15 protein-coding genes and 1 tRNA gene are annotated in these 14,570 nt (G+C 64.2%); 5 read left to right on the top strand and 11 right to left on the bottom strand.

The genetic code is table 11. From position 1 onward, the window contains the following. Window positions 1-46 precede the first annotated feature (46 nt). A complete protein-coding gene (locus CD928_RS02410) occupies window positions 47-442 on the top strand; it encodes a hypothetical protein (RefSeq protein WP_095384363.1) in 396 nt (131 codons plus the stop codon). Here the strand turns inward: CD928_RS02410 and CD928_RS02405 are convergent, their stop codons facing one another. The 5 genes from CD928_RS02405 to CD928_RS02385 form a co-directional block, all read right to left on the bottom strand. Beyond that, on the bottom strand, window positions 443-1,354 hold the full coding sequence (locus tag CD928_RS02405; protein WP_095384361.1) for a hypothetical protein: 912 nt from the start codon (window positions 1,352-1,354) through the stop codon (window positions 443-445). A gap of 1 nt (window position 1,355) precedes the next feature. Further along, window positions 1,356-3,902 carry a hypothetical protein gene (locus CD928_RS02400; protein ID WP_095384358.1) on the bottom strand — a complete coding sequence of 849 codons (2,547 nt, stop codon included), beginning with the start codon at window positions 3,900-3,902 and terminating at the stop codon, window positions 1,356-1,358. Further along, window positions 3,899-4,750 carry a hypothetical protein gene (locus CD928_RS02395; RefSeq protein ID WP_095384355.1) on the bottom strand — a complete coding sequence of 284 codons (852 nt, stop codon included), beginning with the start codon at window positions 4,748-4,750 and terminating at the stop codon, window positions 3,899-3,901. The genes CD928_RS02400 and CD928_RS02395 overlap by 4 nt, the downstream gene beginning before the upstream one ends. Window positions 4,751-4,864: 114 nt before the next feature. After that, on the bottom strand, window positions 4,865-5,515 hold the full coding sequence (locus CD928_RS02390) for a hypothetical protein (RefSeq protein WP_141237064.1): 651 nt from the start codon (window positions 5,513-5,515) through the stop codon (window positions 4,865-4,867). Between the two features lie 71 nt (window positions 5,516-5,586). Further along, window positions 5,587-6,096 (bottom strand): hypothetical protein, encoded by a 510-nt coding sequence (locus CD928_RS02385; RefSeq protein ID WP_095384349.1) that lies wholly within the window; start codon window positions 6,094-6,096, stop codon window positions 5,587-5,589. A 518-nt stretch (window positions 6,097-6,614) separates the two neighbouring features. On the opposite strand from CD928_RS02385, the gene CD928_RS02380 reads away from it, so the two are divergent. Next, window positions 6,615-7,274, top strand: coding sequence for a helix-turn-helix domain-containing protein (locus CD928_RS02380; protein ID WP_176473413.1), 660 nt, complete (start codon window positions 6,615-6,617; stop codon window positions 7,272-7,274). A 73-nt stretch (window positions 7,275-7,347) separates the two neighbouring features. Here the strand turns inward: CD928_RS02380 and CD928_RS02375 are convergent. Beyond that, a tRNA-Ser gene (locus tag CD928_RS02375) sits at window positions 7,348-7,440 on the bottom strand. Window positions 7,441-7,687: 247 nt separating this feature from the next. On the opposite strand from CD928_RS02375, the gene CD928_RS02370 reads away from it, so the two are divergent. After that, window positions 7,688-8,479, top strand: a complete 792-nt coding sequence (locus CD928_RS02370; RefSeq protein WP_095384344.1) for a DUF1134 domain-containing protein — start codon at window positions 7,688-7,690, stop codon at window positions 8,477-8,479. 248 nt (window positions 8,480-8,727) lie between these two features. Here the strand turns inward: CD928_RS02370 and CD928_RS02365 are convergent, their stop codons facing one another. The 4 genes from CD928_RS02365 to petA are packed head-to-tail and all read right to left on the bottom strand — an operon-like array spanning window position 8,728 to window position 12,004. Then, entirely contained in the window at window positions 8,728-9,282 is a 555-nt protein-coding gene (locus CD928_RS02365; RefSeq protein ID WP_095384341.1) for an adenine phosphoribosyltransferase, read from the bottom strand. A 26-nt stretch (window positions 9,283-9,308) separates the two neighbouring features. Further along, on the bottom strand, window positions 9,309-10,118 hold the full coding sequence (locus CD928_RS02360; RefSeq protein ID WP_095384338.1) for a cytochrome c1: 810 nt from the start codon (window positions 10,116-10,118) through the stop codon (window positions 9,309-9,311). 31 nt (window positions 10,119-10,149) lie between these two features. Next, on the bottom strand, window positions 10,150-11,433 hold the full coding sequence (locus tag CD928_RS02355) for a cytochrome b/b6 (protein WP_095384335.1): 1,284 nt from the start codon (window positions 11,431-11,433) through the stop codon (window positions 10,150-10,152). Between the two features lie 13 nt (window positions 11,434-11,446). Continuing rightward, complete coding sequence (gene petA / locus CD928_RS02350) at window positions 11,447-12,004, bottom strand: ubiquinol-cytochrome c reductase iron-sulfur subunit (protein ID WP_095384332.1); 558 nt, start codon at window positions 12,002-12,004, stop codon at window positions 11,447-11,449. 223 nt (window positions 12,005-12,227) lie between these two features. Between petA and CD928_RS02345 the strand changes: the two genes are divergently transcribed. Next, window positions 12,228-12,686, top strand: coding sequence for a tRNA (cytidine(34)-2'-O)-methyltransferase (locus tag CD928_RS02345; protein WP_095384329.1), 459 nt, complete (start codon window positions 12,228-12,230; stop codon window positions 12,684-12,686). Beyond that, window positions 12,683-13,543: an oxygen-dependent coproporphyrinogen oxidase gene (hemF, locus tag CD928_RS02340; RefSeq protein WP_095384327.1), complete on the top strand. Its 861-nt coding sequence runs from the start codon at window positions 12,683-12,685 to the stop codon at window positions 13,541-13,543. Before CD928_RS02345 ends, hemF begins: the two co-directional genes overlap by 4 nt. Before the next feature lie 57 nt (window positions 13,544-13,600). On the opposite strand, the gene CD928_RS02335 is transcribed toward hemF, so the two are convergent. Further along, the gene (locus CD928_RS02335) at window positions 13,601-14,563 is read right to left on the bottom strand and encodes a glycerophosphoryl diester phosphodiesterase membrane domain-containing protein (RefSeq protein ID WP_095384324.1); all 963 of its coding nucleotides are present in this window, start codon (window positions 14,561-14,563) and stop codon (window positions 13,601-13,603) included. Window positions 14,564-14,570: the final 7 nt, after the last annotated feature.

Here is a 14,570-nt window from a genome sequence, read left to right as displayed (position 1 = left end):
CGTAGATGTAGGGGCTTTCACTATGCCAACGACAGCGATCCGAACCATGGCCGCCATCGGTTGCGCGGCCGCAGCGCTCGTTTCGGCACCGGCAATGGCGGGGTCGCAGGCGGCCGGGACCTTCCAGATTTCGGCCACCGTGCCGATGGCCTGCTGGGTCGACCATGCCGTGGAGGCGGACGCGATGAGTCCGGCGGACGGACGCGTGACCGAAGCGTGCAACAGCGCGTCGGGCTATGTCGTGTCGGCGATGTACCGCCCGCTCGATCCGTCCGAGCACGCGCGCCTGATCTATGGCGATCGGATGTTCGACCTTTCATCGGCCGGCGAGCAGGAAGTGCACCGCGCCCATGGTCCGCGAATCCAGCAGGTCGTCTATCGGTTCGACGAAGTGCGCCTCGAAGCGCCGCTGACCCTGTCGCTGACGATTCAGCCCATCTGACTATAGCGCGGCGACGGTCAGCATCACGCGGTCGCTGTAATTGCCCGCGCGCTTCCCTTCGGTTTCGCCGATTTCGATCCGCACCGGATAATCGTCGAAATGCCAGCGATCCGACGTGACATCGAACCCGTCGAGCGCCGACAGGTCGAGGCTCTGGCCGCCGAGCCACATGCGATAGCTGACATACCATTGCGAACCCACATGCTTGAGCCGACCCAGGTTCAGTGACGACACCGAGACGCGATAGGCGCCGGTCGACACCACATAGAGCGTCACCGGCAGCTTTCGCTCGCCCGGCTCGAGCTCGCCGAGGTCGACCGAAAGGCCGCCGCGCACGCGCGAAACCTCGCCCTTCACTCCGATCAGCGCGGCGGAGACGATGTCGAGGCCTAGCGTCAGAGGCGCCGCCGCCAGCGACATGCCGCTCGCATCGGTCACCGTCAGGTCGAGCGATTGAACATAGCGGCCCTGTGAGGTTGCCTCGTCGGGAAGCGCGGTGACCGAGATGACCTCGAGGCTCCGTTCGCCCGGCGCGAGGTGCAGCATTCGTCCGCCCGCACGATCGAGATTCCGCCCGGTACGCGGCGTGATGTCGCTGCGGCTCTTTTCATCGACCAGCTGATAAAGGATCGATGGCGCGCTGCTGCCGGATCGGAACCCATATTGTTCGCCGCGCAGCGACGCACCGAGTTGCCCGATGCACTCGCTGTCGCCGCGGTTGACGATGTTAAGCTCGATCGTTCCATATGCCGCGCCCGGTTCGAGCACATTGTGACGGATGAGGAGTTCATCCTGCGCCGGCTCGATCGAGAGGACGCACGCGGCCTGGGCCGCCGAAGGGGCGGCGGCGAGTCCGAAAGCCGCCGCGCAAAGATACGGCCAACGCGCCCAAGAGGTGCCCCGAACAATCATATCATTGGCCTTCCTTGCGCCTGACCTCGATCACGCCGAGGTCCAAAAGTCCTTCATTATCCTCGGGCACCCGGAAACCGAATCCTTCGAAGCCGCCCGAATAGAATTGCACCGAATATTTCACGCCCGGTTCCAGCTTGGCCGCGGCAAACCTGCCGGCCGTGTTGGTGAAGAAGGGTTCGCCTTCGGCCTCGGGCGCGTCCGCGCGGCGCAATATGCCGCTGACCAGCTTGAGCGGCTGGCCATCGACCCCTTTCAATGTGCCGACGGCGCTGACGAAGGCGGCGCTGCCGACTTCGATGACATAGCCGCTCTTGTAGGCCGGTCGCACGCGCTTGACGCCTTCGCCCACGTCATATCCGAGCGGCGGATCGACGACATCATAGCGGATCGACTGGTTGAAGAAGGCGGTGAGCGAATTCTGCACCGCCGGCCCCAAAGCGCCGCTCTTGCTCGTATAGGCGCCATCCTCCAGCCGGTCGCCGACGATCACGGGACGCCCCTTCAGCGTATCGTGGGGATAGACGAGGGCGAAGCTGTCGTCGATCGTGCGACCGATGGCGACACGCCCGCCGACATAGGAAATCGAACTGCCGATGCGCAGCGTGGTGAGCTGGCTGTCGCCGATGCTGTCGAAACCATCCCCGAACGCCGTGTGCGACAGATTTGCGTCGAACCGGTTGCCGACATAGTCGAGCTGACCACTGACCGAGGTCGCGCCATCGTCGTAGTTGGAGGCTACCGCATAGCCGAAGGAGCCGGCACGGTTCTCGGCCGTCTGCTGATAGCGTGCGCTCGCGGCATTGCGGACCGAATTGTAACGCGCCTCGGCACGGCGGTTATAGCCCGGCTGCCAGACCAGACCGATGCTCGCCCCGAACCCGCCTGTGCGGCCGAAACTGCTCGAAAAGCTCGTCCGGCTATATTCGACGCCGAACTGCAGCGACCACTGCCGGTCGAAACGATAATTGGCGGTCGAACCGATGCTGTAGGCGTCGCGGAGCAGCGGGCTCCGGCTCTTTCGGTATGAGACGTTGGTGGTCGCGAACAATTTCGTCGAGAAACGCTTGGTATAGGCGGCGTTGAGGTTCCACGAGATGGGGTTGACCCCGACGATGCCGCCCACGGTCGCGTAGTGCGAAGACGTATAGTCGGCTACGACGGTCACGGTGTCGTAACCCGTCGTGCCGCCGACGATCTGTTCATAGCCGAATGTGGTCGCGAAGCCCTGGCCGGTTTTACCGTGACTGGCCCCGACGTCGATGCGAAGCAGGCCGCTGTTCGGCAGAATGAACTGCGTCTGCGCGGTCACGTTCTGCACATCTTCGGAAATTTGCGTGCCGATGCCGATCGCCGGACGATTCAGGAATGCCTTTCGCCAAAACCCGGTAAACACAGGCTTTTTTCCGGAATAATCTGGATTGCCGAAACCACCCTCGTCAAGGAAGCCGATATAGGCCCCATATTCATAATCGCCCGGCTCGATATCGATAGTGTCGAGATAGGCCTGGTAGTCGACCGTTCGCCGGTTGCCCGAAATGCCCTCGATCTCGATCTGGATGTTGTTGCTGCCGGTGTCGAGCGGCAGGTTCGAAACATCATATTGACCAGGGTCGAGGATGAATTCGCGCTGGTAGATGCCGTTGCGAATGACGCGAACCGTCGATTGCTCCTGCAGCACCAGTTGCCGCCCGCCGGACAGAATATTACTGCGGAACGCGTCGAAACGGCGCCGTTGCCGCACCACGCCGATGCCGCCCATGTTGATGAAGCCCTGGCGCCCGCGCGTTTCGGGATCGAGGTCGCCGAGGAACCAGCGCCGATATTGTTCGGGCTGATCGTAAACCAGTCGCGCGTAGCGCCGCTCGAACTTGTAATCGCCGGTCGCAAAATCGCTGCGCGCCTGGGCGTCGGCCTCGAAGACCAGGCCATTGTATCGAATGGCGCCGTTCAGATAGAGTTCGGGCGTGCGGACGCCGCCCGCGCCGGACAATCGCGACACGATCGTGTTGACGTTCAGATAGGCGCTGAACGGCTCGGGCGCGGCGCCCGGCGCTTCGGGTTCCCCGCGCTGATAGAGGATCTCGACCGACCGTTTTTCGGGCGCGATCTTGAGCACGAGCACCGCGAGCTGTTGCGGATCATAGTCGAGCCGGATTCCGCTCGGTGCGATTTCCTCGGGCAGGAAGCGCTGCTTGCCGTCGAGCAGCGCGGTCAGCTCGGCATTCGCTTCGGGGGTGAGCAAAGGCCCGATCAGCGCCAGAAACCCTTCGGAGCCCACCATGAAACGGTCGTCGCGGGTCAGCAGGACCGGCAGTTCGCCCAATATCCGCCGGTTGAACTGCAACGGCGCGGTGATGTCCACATCGCGATCATAGGGATTGATGTCGACCCGCGGCGCGGCCGGCGACGGGGTGTCCGGCGCGGGGGCGATGTTCGTCGCACCGGTCCCGGCCCCGGGGTCTTCAAACGCCCACGCGCTGGTGGCCGCCCAAAGGCCGGCGCCGATGGCGACCGCGCTGCCGGCGACACGAAGCCAGCGTCTCACCGAATGAATCGCATCGTCAGCGGCTTGGCGGGATCGAGCGCCACGCCGGTCGGAATCTCGAAAATGCGCTTGCCGCCGCCAGGAGCGAGATAGCCGACGCCAAGCAGCGTCGCGACTTCCTCATTGCTATAGGTCCGCTCGAACGGCTTGCCGCTGGTATCGGTGCCGGAGACAACCCATTTCGCGCCGCTCATCAGCGCATAGCGATTGCCCTTGTTCGTCACCACGACCTTCAGCCCCGGGCGGGGCTCGGCGCCCGGCGGGGCGGCCCCCTCGCCCTGGGTCGCGGCCTCGCCCTCGAGCGCGGGAGGCACGATCATCTCCGGCGTCAGCGACACCACTTCCACATCGGGTTTCGCCCCCGGCGGCGCGACGACGATCAGCGCCTTCATGGTATAGAGAATATCGATGGAGACCGCTGCATCGGTCCCCTGAATCTTCTGCGGGTTGGTTTCGACCGGCAACTGGCGGACCCACAGATAATAAGCCTGCGAGGTCGGGATGTCGGGGCGGCCGATCCATTGCGCACGGATGACCTGACGGCCCGAAACCGGAACCAGACCTTGCGGCGGGAAGACGATGAAGTCCTCATCGGCGGGCGTTTCGACAAGCTTTCCGTTCTCGTCGAAATCGATGCGCGTGATCCTGGTCTCGAACGGCATCGACGCGCTGCCGACATTGCCGACCTCGATGCGCGCGACCGCGCCCGCGCCCGATGTCGTCAATTCGGACACCATCGGCGAAACGCGCATCGCCAGCGCCGAAGTCGAGGCAAGGATGCCCAGAAACAACAATACCGCGCCGAGGCGCAGTTTCCCCAAGAGGCCAGCAAACCGAAATTTCGCCATTCGTCCCTCGCCCGGGAGCGGTCGATGGCGTTCGCGCCGTAGCGCTTCCCCCTGCCCCCGATATGCGAGTATCGCGGGGAACAACCCGTTCCCCGCGATACTCAGTCTTGCCGTTTAGATGGCTTCGAGCACCACCGTCACCGTGTCCGTGTAGGTGCCGGCAACCAGCGCCTTCGTCGGATCGGTCAGGGTGACCTTGAACGCAGGGGCCGACTTCCAGGCCCCATGCTCGCGCGATTCCGAATCGTCGTTCGGAAGGACCGTGATCTGGTTGGCGAGCGAAGCGGTGGTGGTGCCGACCGCACCGGCGGTGTAGCGAGCCATGACCGTGTACGGAATGTTCTTCTGGAAGACATTGCCGTCATAACCGCCGTCCGCCGCGCCCGCGTTGACGAGGCCCTCGGAACCGTTGGTCTTGGTGATCGTCATCCGGTTCTTGGTGTTGCAACCCGCGAGGTTGGTGCGGGTGTGGGCATCCGATTCACCGACCGAGGTGAACACGTTTTCCACCGAGCTGGTCGCGTCGGCGTAGATGCCGATGCTGCCCATGTCGAGATCGCGCAGGTCGCCGCCCGCGCCGAGGACGCACGCCGGGCTGACATTGCCGGTGATGGTGAAATCCGCGTCTACCGACGAAGACGCGTTTCCGATGTTGGCGTTCCCGCCCGGCTCGTAGACGGCATTCGCCGGCGTGGTCTGCGCCGAAACGGCGGTGCTGCTCAGCGCGGCAACCGCACCCGCGATCATAAGATGAGAAATTTTCATTACTTAACTCCCTTTTCTACTCAGTTACTTACTACTCACTACGACCCTGCTGACCTTCGCGGTCAGCATTCCTAGACGCGCGGATTGATCACGATCGTGATCGAATCCGCATAATCGCCGGCCAGCAGATCCCGGCCCGCCGTCATTTCCGTTTGCAGCGTGATTTCTCCGCCGCCCTTGGCGATCGCATCGCCGCTGTTCAGCGTCGCGCCGCCAACCATCTGTCCGCTCGTGAAATCGGCCTGCAGTTGCACCGGCTCCGGCGTCAGCCCCGGAACCCTCACGCCTAGGCGATAGGGCACGATGCCCGCATAAGGGCCCTCGCCCTGCGGCTTGCTGACATGGGCGATGCCGCCCTCCGACGATCGGAACACCATTTCGAAGGGCACGTTGCAGGCGACGTCGAAGCGCGCCGAAACATTCTTGTCGACATTCAACTGACCGAGATCGATGGTGTCGCCGCCGCCCACGGTGCATTTCGGCGTGATATGCCCGTTCAGGACGATGTCGAGCGACACGCCCCCGTTGGCGGCCGCCTTGTCGGGCGCATCCGCAGCGGCGGCCGTGGTCGAAACCAGCAACCCCGCAAAGGCAACGCAACACGCTGCCCGAAACCGGCAAAAGGCCTCAGCCAAAGAAAATCCCCACCCAAATCGCCGCCGGCCCGAAAGAGCCACGGCAGGCGATCCCCCATGTGTCCGCCCCCGCGGACGAAGAATCGCCGTAGTCCGAAAGCGAAGGTAAACAGTTTATTTATATTGGCAATCCCACTGCCATCAGATTGTGGGCACACGCCCTCTCTGCCGCAGCCCTGTTCCGGTCTGGCACAGTTCCAAATGTCTTTATTATTATGTATATAAATCAATTAGTTATATATATTTTTGCCGGGAAAAGCGACAATTGCCCCTGTCGTGAGCCCTGGGATTTCGCGCCACTCGATGTCCGCATCCGATCCTTAGCTATTTATTTACGAGAACGACTCTCGGGCAAAAGGGCCCAGCGCACCTCAGGACAGGCTCGTTCCGTCCGATCGCCGGCACGGAATGGGCACGCACTAACCAAGCGTTAACCCCCGATCGCGACTGTCCGGCGAATGGCAGTGACAGCTTTTATCGAAGAGACGGCGCAACCGGGGCATCCACGTTCGAGCGAGCGGCGGCGGCTGCGGCTTTTGCTGCAGGGCGCGAAGGCCAGCGGTTCGGGAATCAAGGCGCTCGTCCACAACATCTCGGCGACCGGCCTTCTGATCGAGGCCGACGCCGACATGAAGCCCGGCGATCGAATCGAAATCGCACTGCCGCATGCGGGCGCCACGTCGGTCAGCATCATCTGGGCGAGCGGGCCGCTTTATGGCTGCCGATTCGACACGCCAGTCTCGACCGCCACCCTCAGCGCCGCCAGCCTGCGGAGTGTCGCGACCCCTGACGCGCCGATCGAGCCCGACGCCCCCGCCTCCACGCTCGAAAGCTTCGGCCTGCGCTTGCAGCGCCTGCGTCTGGCCCAGGGGCTTACCCAGTCACAGGTCGCGACCGAACTCGGCGTCAGCGAACCGTCGATCTCGGCCTGGGAGCAGGACAAGGCGCGGCCCAAGGCTGGACGCATCGAAGCGCTGGCCAAGCTGCTCGGCGTCCAGAGCGCCGATCTGCTCGGCATCGAATCGCGCGAAACGCTGCGAAGCGCCACCGAGCGCGCAAAGGCACAGATCGCCGCCGTCGCGGGCGTATCGCCCGACCGCATCCGGATCACCATCGACCTGTAGCAACTGCATCGCGCTCATGGGCGCCATCAGGCCGCTCGTACGGGCGGCCGCAAATTTCATGGAAATAGCTAGGTGGCGGAGACGGAGGGATTCGAACCCTCGGTACCGGATTTACCAGTACGACGGTTTAGCAAACCGTTGGTTTCAGCCACTCACCCACGTCTCCGCATGGCTGCCGCGCTAACGGCAGTCTTGGCCTCGGCGGGCGCTATAGCCAGCCCGGCACCGGGCCGCAACGCCCAATATTGTCCTTTTTGCCTGCGGACGCGGGCTTCGGCGGCGAACGCGATTCGATCCAGCGCAAAATCGACTCGGGTCATCGCCGGTTCATTGCCCGCCACGCAAAGAGAGTCATGATTAACGAGGGGTCGCGGCGGCGATGCGCGCCGTAGTCCAGCCCTTGGGGGAATGAGATGCGTTCTATGTTTACCAAATTCGCCACGATGGGAATCGCGACCATCGGGATCGCCCTGTCGCCCCTGCCCGCCGCGGCCCAGATGACCGAGGTCGATCCCAATACGGTGATCGATTCGGATCTCGACAATCCCCAGCCGACCCCGCCGCCGGTGACCACGACCGAGCCGACCGCCGACCCGTCGCTCGACAGCGACCTTGCCACCGGCGACGAACAGATCAATGGTGTGTCCGACCCGGCCGACACGACGACCGCGACGACTGCCGCCACCGACCCGCAGACTGCGGCGACGACCGCCAATCCGGCCGAGACCTACAAGGAGGACGACCTGATCGGCGCCGCCGAGGGCGTGTTCGGCAAGGGCGCGCAGGGCCTGGCCGGCCTGATCGAGGATATCCTGAAGAAGCAGGGCGAGCCCAATGCCTATATCGTCGGCCGCGAAGCGAGCGGCGCGCTCGGCATCGGCGTGCGTTACGGTTCGGGCACGCTCTATCACAAGATCGAGGGCGAACGCCCCGCCTATTGGACCGGTCCCTCGATCGGTTTCGACGCGGGCGCCAACGCGGGCAACACCTTCATCCTCGTCTATAATCTCTTCGACAGCGAAGACCTCTACAAGCGCTTCCCCGCCGGCGAAGGCGCCGCCTATCTGATCGGCGGCTTCAACGCCTCCTACATGCGCAGCGGCGATATCGTGCTGATCCCGATCCGCGTCGGCGTCGGCGCCCGCCTCGGCGCCAATGTCGGCTATATGAAGTTCCGCAAGAAACAGAGCTGGCTGCCCTTCTGATCCCACCTGCTTGCCAAGGGGGCGATAGCCCGCGCTTCGGCGCGGGCTTTTTCTTTGGGCAGCGAGCGTGGCGGTTTGCGACCGAGAGCGGCCATACCTTCTCCCCTCCCTTTTAGGGAGGGGCTGGGGGTGGGTAGCCGCCGAAGGCGGCGTTCTTTCGTGGGCTCGCTCCGCTCGCGCACCCACCCCTAACCCCTCCCTAAAAGGGAGGGGAATGGCTCAAACCCACCCCAAAGCGGGCAGTTCTATTAGCCCCCGTCGAAGGCGATCAGCGTCTCGCACGCGAGGCCGGCGGCCGCCAACCGCTCTGATCCGCCGAGATCGGGCAGGTCGATGACGAACATCGCGGCGGCGACCTCGGCCCCGACGTTGCGCATCAATTGCGCCGCGGCGAGGATCGTCCCGCCTGTAGCGAGCAGGTCGTCAACCAGCACGACGCGATGCCCGGCGACCACCGCCCCCTCGTGAAGCTCCAGGCGATCGGTGCCATATTCGAGCTCGTAATCGACGCCGATCGTCACACCGGGGAGTTTGCCCGCCTTGCGCACCGGAACGAGGCCAAGCCCCATCGCGGTCGCCATCGCGGCGCCGAACAGGAAGCCGCGCGCCTCGACCGCGACGATCAGGTCGGGACGATAGGCCGCGGCGCGCTCGCAGAGGCGGCGCACGCTTTCCGAAAAGCCGGCGGCGTCGCCGATCAGCGTGGTGATATCGCGAAAGAAAATCCCCGGCTTCGGAAAATCGGGGATGGTGCGGACGAGTGCCGCGAGGTCGAGATCGGGTCGGGGCGGAAGGGCGATCATCGGCGACGAGCGCCCTTCCCCATCCCTCAATGTTCCTTGTCGGCCCAGATGTTCCGGTACGCCATATAGGTCAGGCCGGTGAAGATGAGCAGGTAGAGGAACACCGCCCAGCCGGTCCAGACGCGCTTCACCAGCTTAGGCTCGGCGGTCCACACCAGGAAGGCCGAAACGTCGCTCGCCATCGCCTTCACATCGTTCGGCGAGCCGTCGGCGAAGGTCACCTGGCCGTCGGTCAGCGGCGGTGCCATCGCGAGGTTGAGGTTGGCGAAATAGGGATTGTAGTGCAGCCCCGTCGCCGGCTGAAGCTCCTTGGGCAGGTTCTTCGGCGGGTTCTGGAAGCCCGTCAGCAGCGAATAGACATAGTCCTTGCCGCCTTCGCGCGCCTTGGTGATCAGCGAGAGGTCTGGCGGCAGCGCATTGTTGTTCGCCGCGCGCGCCGCGACTTCATTGGCATAGGGCGCCGGGAAATGGTCCGACGGCAGACCGTCACGCGTCGCCGGCTCACCCGTGTCGGGGTTGATCGACGGCACCTGGAAGCCCTTGGCGAAGCTCTTCGCCTGGCCTTCGGTATAGCCGAGGTCCTGGATGTCGCGGAAGGCGACGTGATTCAGGCTGTGGCAGGCCGAGCAGACTTCCTTGTACACCTGCATCCCGCGCTGCAGCTTGGCCTTGTCCCAGTGCGGGAACAGGCCGTCGCTCGACAGGGCGAGGTGACGCGGATGCTTGTGGAACGCGTGAGCGGCTTGCGGCTCGTTCGACAGGGGCGTGGTGACGATCGCGCACAACAGCGCGATGATGAACCCCAGGCCGACGAGAAATCCGAGCGGACGAACCATGGCTGTATCAGCTCCTATTAAAGTCCGGCGCTCAGGCCGTTGCCGAAGCCGACGACTTGTCGGCGTGCTTCGCGAGGACCGCCTCGGTGATCGAATTCGGCATCGGAGCCGGGCGTTCGATCCGCGACACGATCGGCAGGATGATCAGGAAGTGGGCGAAATAATAGGCGGCCGCGAGCTGGCTCATGATCACATAGGGCTGCTCCGCCGGGCTCTTGCCGCAATATCCGAGGATCAGCACGTCGACGACGAGCACCCAGAAGAATTTGCGATAGAGCGGCCGATAGGTCGACGACTTGACCGGCGAGCTGTCGAGCCACGGCAGGAAGAACAGCAGCGCGATCGAGGCGAACATCGCGATGACGCCCCACAGCTTCGCGTCGATCCACAGGAAGTTGAAGGTGAAGGCGCGCAGGATCGCGTAGAAGGGCCAGAAATACCATTCGGGGACGATATGCGCCGGCGTCGAAAGCGGGTTCGCCGGGATATAGTTGTCGGCGTGACCGAGCAGGTTCGGGCTGAAGAAGGTCAGCGCGACGAACAGCAGCAGGAAGACGCCGAGCCCGAAGCCGTCCTTCGCGGTGTAATAGGGGTGGAACGGGACGGTGTCCTGTTCATCCTTCACCTCGATGCCGGTCGGGTTGCTCGAACCCGGAATATGCAGCGCCCAGATGTGCAGGATCACGACGCCCGCGATCACGAAGGGCAGCAGATAGTGCAGCGAGAAGAAGCGATTGAGCGCGGCGTCATCGGGTGCGAAGCCGCCGAGCAGCCAGACGCGGATAGGCTCGCCGACGACCGGTATCGCCGAGAAGAAGCCGGTGATGACCTGCGCGCCCCAGAAGCTCATCTGACCCCAGGGAAGGACGTAGCCCATGAAGGCGGTCGCCATCATCAGGAGGAAGATCACCACGCCGAGCAGCCACACCATCTCGCGCGGCGCCTTGTACGAACCGTAATAAAGGCCGCGGAAGATGTGGAGGTAGACGACGATGAAGAACATGCTCGCGCCGTTCATATGCGCGTAGCGGATGAACCAGCCGGCGTTCACGTCGCGCATGATGTGCTCGACCGAATCGAAGGCGACGCCCGCATTGGCGGCATAGTGCATCGCCAGCACGATGCCGGTGATGATCTGGATCGCCAGCGCGGCCCCGGCGAGAACGCCGAAGTTCCAGAAATAGTTGAGATTGCGCGGCACCGGATAGCCCGCGCCGACCGCATTGTAGACGAGGCGCGGCAGCGGCAGCTTCTCGTCCAGCCACTTCATCAGCGGTTGCTGGGGTTCGTAATTCTTGGCCCAGGGAAAGCTCATCTTATCTCGCTCCTCAGCCGATCGTCACGACGGTGTCGCTGGTGAAGTCATAGGGCGGCACGGTCAGATTCTTGGGTGCCGGGCCTTTGCGGATGCGCGCAGCGGTGTCGTAGTGCGACCCGTGGCACGGGCAGAAATAGCCGCCGAAATCGCCGCGCGGCTCGCCTTCGGCGGCACCGAGCGGCACGCAGCCGAGGTGGGTGCAGACGCCGAGCGTGATCAGCCAGTTTTCCTTGCCGGTCTTGGTACGCTCGGCCAGCGTCTGCGGATCGCGCAGGTCGCCGAGCGGCACCTTGTTCGCTTCCGCGATCTCGACCGGGGTCAGGTTACGCACGAACACCGGCTGCTTGCGCCAGCTCGTCTTGATCGCCTGTCCCGACTGGATCGCCGAAATGTCGATCTCGGTCGACGACAGCGCGAGCACGTCGGCCGACGGGTTCATCTGGTTGACCAGGGGAAGGACCACCGCGGCGGCGCCGACTCCGGCGAAGCTGACTGCGGCGATATTGATGAAATCCCGGCGCCGCACGCCATCTTCGATGCCGGCGTTGAGATTGGTTTCACTGGCCATTCGATTGCCCTTGCATGGCTGAACTGACAAATTCGCGCGGATGCCGGGTCGCCCTGTTTGCGCACGCAGGACGCGGCGCATCCCGGCGGCCCCTCCGGGAATTGCGGGCCTGATAGCCGCACATCCGGGGCTTGCCAACAGGCAATTTCCCCTCGGGCCTCGTGCGGCGGCAGCGGCCGCGATCAGGCTCGATTCGCCCGCCGGCGGCGGCTATGGCGGCGCGATGGAAATCGCCCTGTTTCAGCCGGACATCGCCGGCAACCTTGGCACGACGCTGCGCACCGCCGCCTGTTTCGGCGTGCCCGCGCATATCATCGAGCCGTGCGGCTTTCCCTTTTCCGGGGCGGCGTTGCGGCGCGCCGGGATGGACTATGCCGCGCGCGCCGACACCCGGCGCCACGCCGATTGGGCTGCGTTCGGCGACTGGGCGGCGGGCGCGGACAGGCGGATCGTGCTGCTCACGACCGCGGGCGCGACTCCCCTGCCCGCTTTCCTTTTCACCCCGAGCGACATCCTGTTGTTCGGCGCCGAATCCTCGGGCGTGCCACCCCATGTGCACGCGGCGGCGAGCGCGCGGGTCGCGATTCCGATGCAGCCGGGCTTTCGCTCCTTGAATGTCGCGGTCGCGGCTGGCATCGCGCTCGCCGAGGCACTCCGGCAGACGAAAGGCTTTGCGGCATGATTTCGCTCGACTCCCAGCAACAGGCGGCGCGCAGCTGGTTCGAAACACTGCGCGACCGCATCTGCGCCGAGTTCGAGGCGATCGAGGCCGAAGCGGGCAGCGACGCGCGCTTCGCCTATACGCCCTGGGACCGTGAGGCCGAAGGGCTCGCCCCCGGGGAAGGCGGCGGCGGCGTGCGCGGAGTGATGACCGGGCAGGTCTTCGAAAAGGTCGGAGTCAATGTCTCGACCGTCGGCGGCGAATTCGCGCCCGACTTCGCGGCGTCGATCAACGGCGCGAGCGAGGACCCGCGCTTCTTCGCCACCGGCATCAGCCTCGTCGCGCATATGGCGAATCCGCACGTCCCCGCTGTGCATATGAACACCCGCTTCCTCGTCACGACGAAGCGCTGGTTCGGCGGCGGCGCCGACCTCAACCCGCCGATCCCCTATGCCGAGGACACTGACGCCTTCCATGCCCGCTTCCGCGCCGCATGCGCACCCTATGGCCCCGACGTTTACGAACGCTACGCCAAATGGGCCGACGATTATTTCTTCATCCCACACCGCGGCGTTCATCGCGGGGTGGGCGGCATCTTCTACGATCATCTCGAATGCGGCGACGACGCCGAGTTCGACCGCAACTTCGCCTTCACCCAGGCCGTCGGCGAGGCGTTCCTGGACATTTTCCCGCAGATCGTTCGGCGCCGCATGGCCCTGCCCTTCACCGAGGCCGAGCGCGAGGAACAGCTCGTCTGGCGCGGCCGCTACGCCGAGTTCAACCTCGTCTACGACCGCGGCACGCTGTTCGGGCTCAAGACCGGCGGCAATATCGACGCGATCCTGATGAGCCTGCCGCCGCTCGCCAAATGGGCCTGACGAAAAAGGGGCGCCCCGTCGCCGGAGCGCCCCTCACAAGACCCTGACCGACTCCGATCAGGTGAAGACTTCACCCGCGCTCTCGTGACCGAGAGCCCGATAGATGCCCGCCGGAACGGCGACGGTGAAATAAGCCATCGGGATGCTCACGATCAGCGTCAGCAGGATGATCGTTCCGAATCCCGGCACGCCGCCGCCCATCATCATCGACTGGAAGCTCGACCCGACCAGCAGGCCCAGGATGATCGCAAGAACGAACAGCACGACGCCGATCAGAAGGAAATAACCAACGATGCGCCATTGTCCCTCGCTGGTCATGCTCCAGCTGCGCTTCAGCGCCTGAAAAGGCAGATATTCGCTCCGGTCGGCCATCGAAGGCCCCGTGCAGCACAACCGCGCCGCCAACCAGAGGCACAGCGCCCCGAAGGCCACCAGGAGGATCACCATGACCCCGCTTCCGCCCGCAGCAGTGCCCCCCATCATCGGCGCCATAGAGGTCAGCGCGTAGGAGCCGAACGCGGCAAGCAGAAGAAAGAGGATGGCCATGAAGCCGAACAGCCATGGATAGATGACGATGAAGAACAGCATCAGCACCAGGATGAACGGGATCGCGAGCCAAGGCGAGATTGCATAGGCCACCGCTGCCAGGACGACGATCGTGGCGATCATCAATCCGACCAGGACCGCGCCGGCGATCATGCCGAACCGAAGGCCGCCGGGCAGGTCGCCGGCATCGGTGATTCCCAATCGCCACGACGAGAAATAGCTGCCGAACTGCAGGACGTAGGACAGCAGCGATATCACGATCAAACCGACGCCCATGCCCGCCATCATCGTCGGGTTGCCCGCCATGACGGCCGGATTGAATGCGTTCGCCATCGGGTTCCCGATAATGACCCATTGCAGGACGAGCGGGACCAGAATGCCTATCCCAATCAGGACGATGGCGTGATTGGCGGCGTTGCCGCTGAAGAAGCCGGTCGCATGGGACCAAGCCTGTCCGATACTGAATCGATTCATGATGTCT

The organism is Sphingopyxis sp. GW247-27LB (assembly GCF_002277025.1).
GTDB lineage: Bacteria > Pseudomonadota > Alphaproteobacteria > Sphingomonadales > Sphingomonadaceae > Sphingopyxis.
Note: the sequence above shows the minus strand (reverse complement) of the source record. Positions and strands in the feature narration are given on the sequence as shown.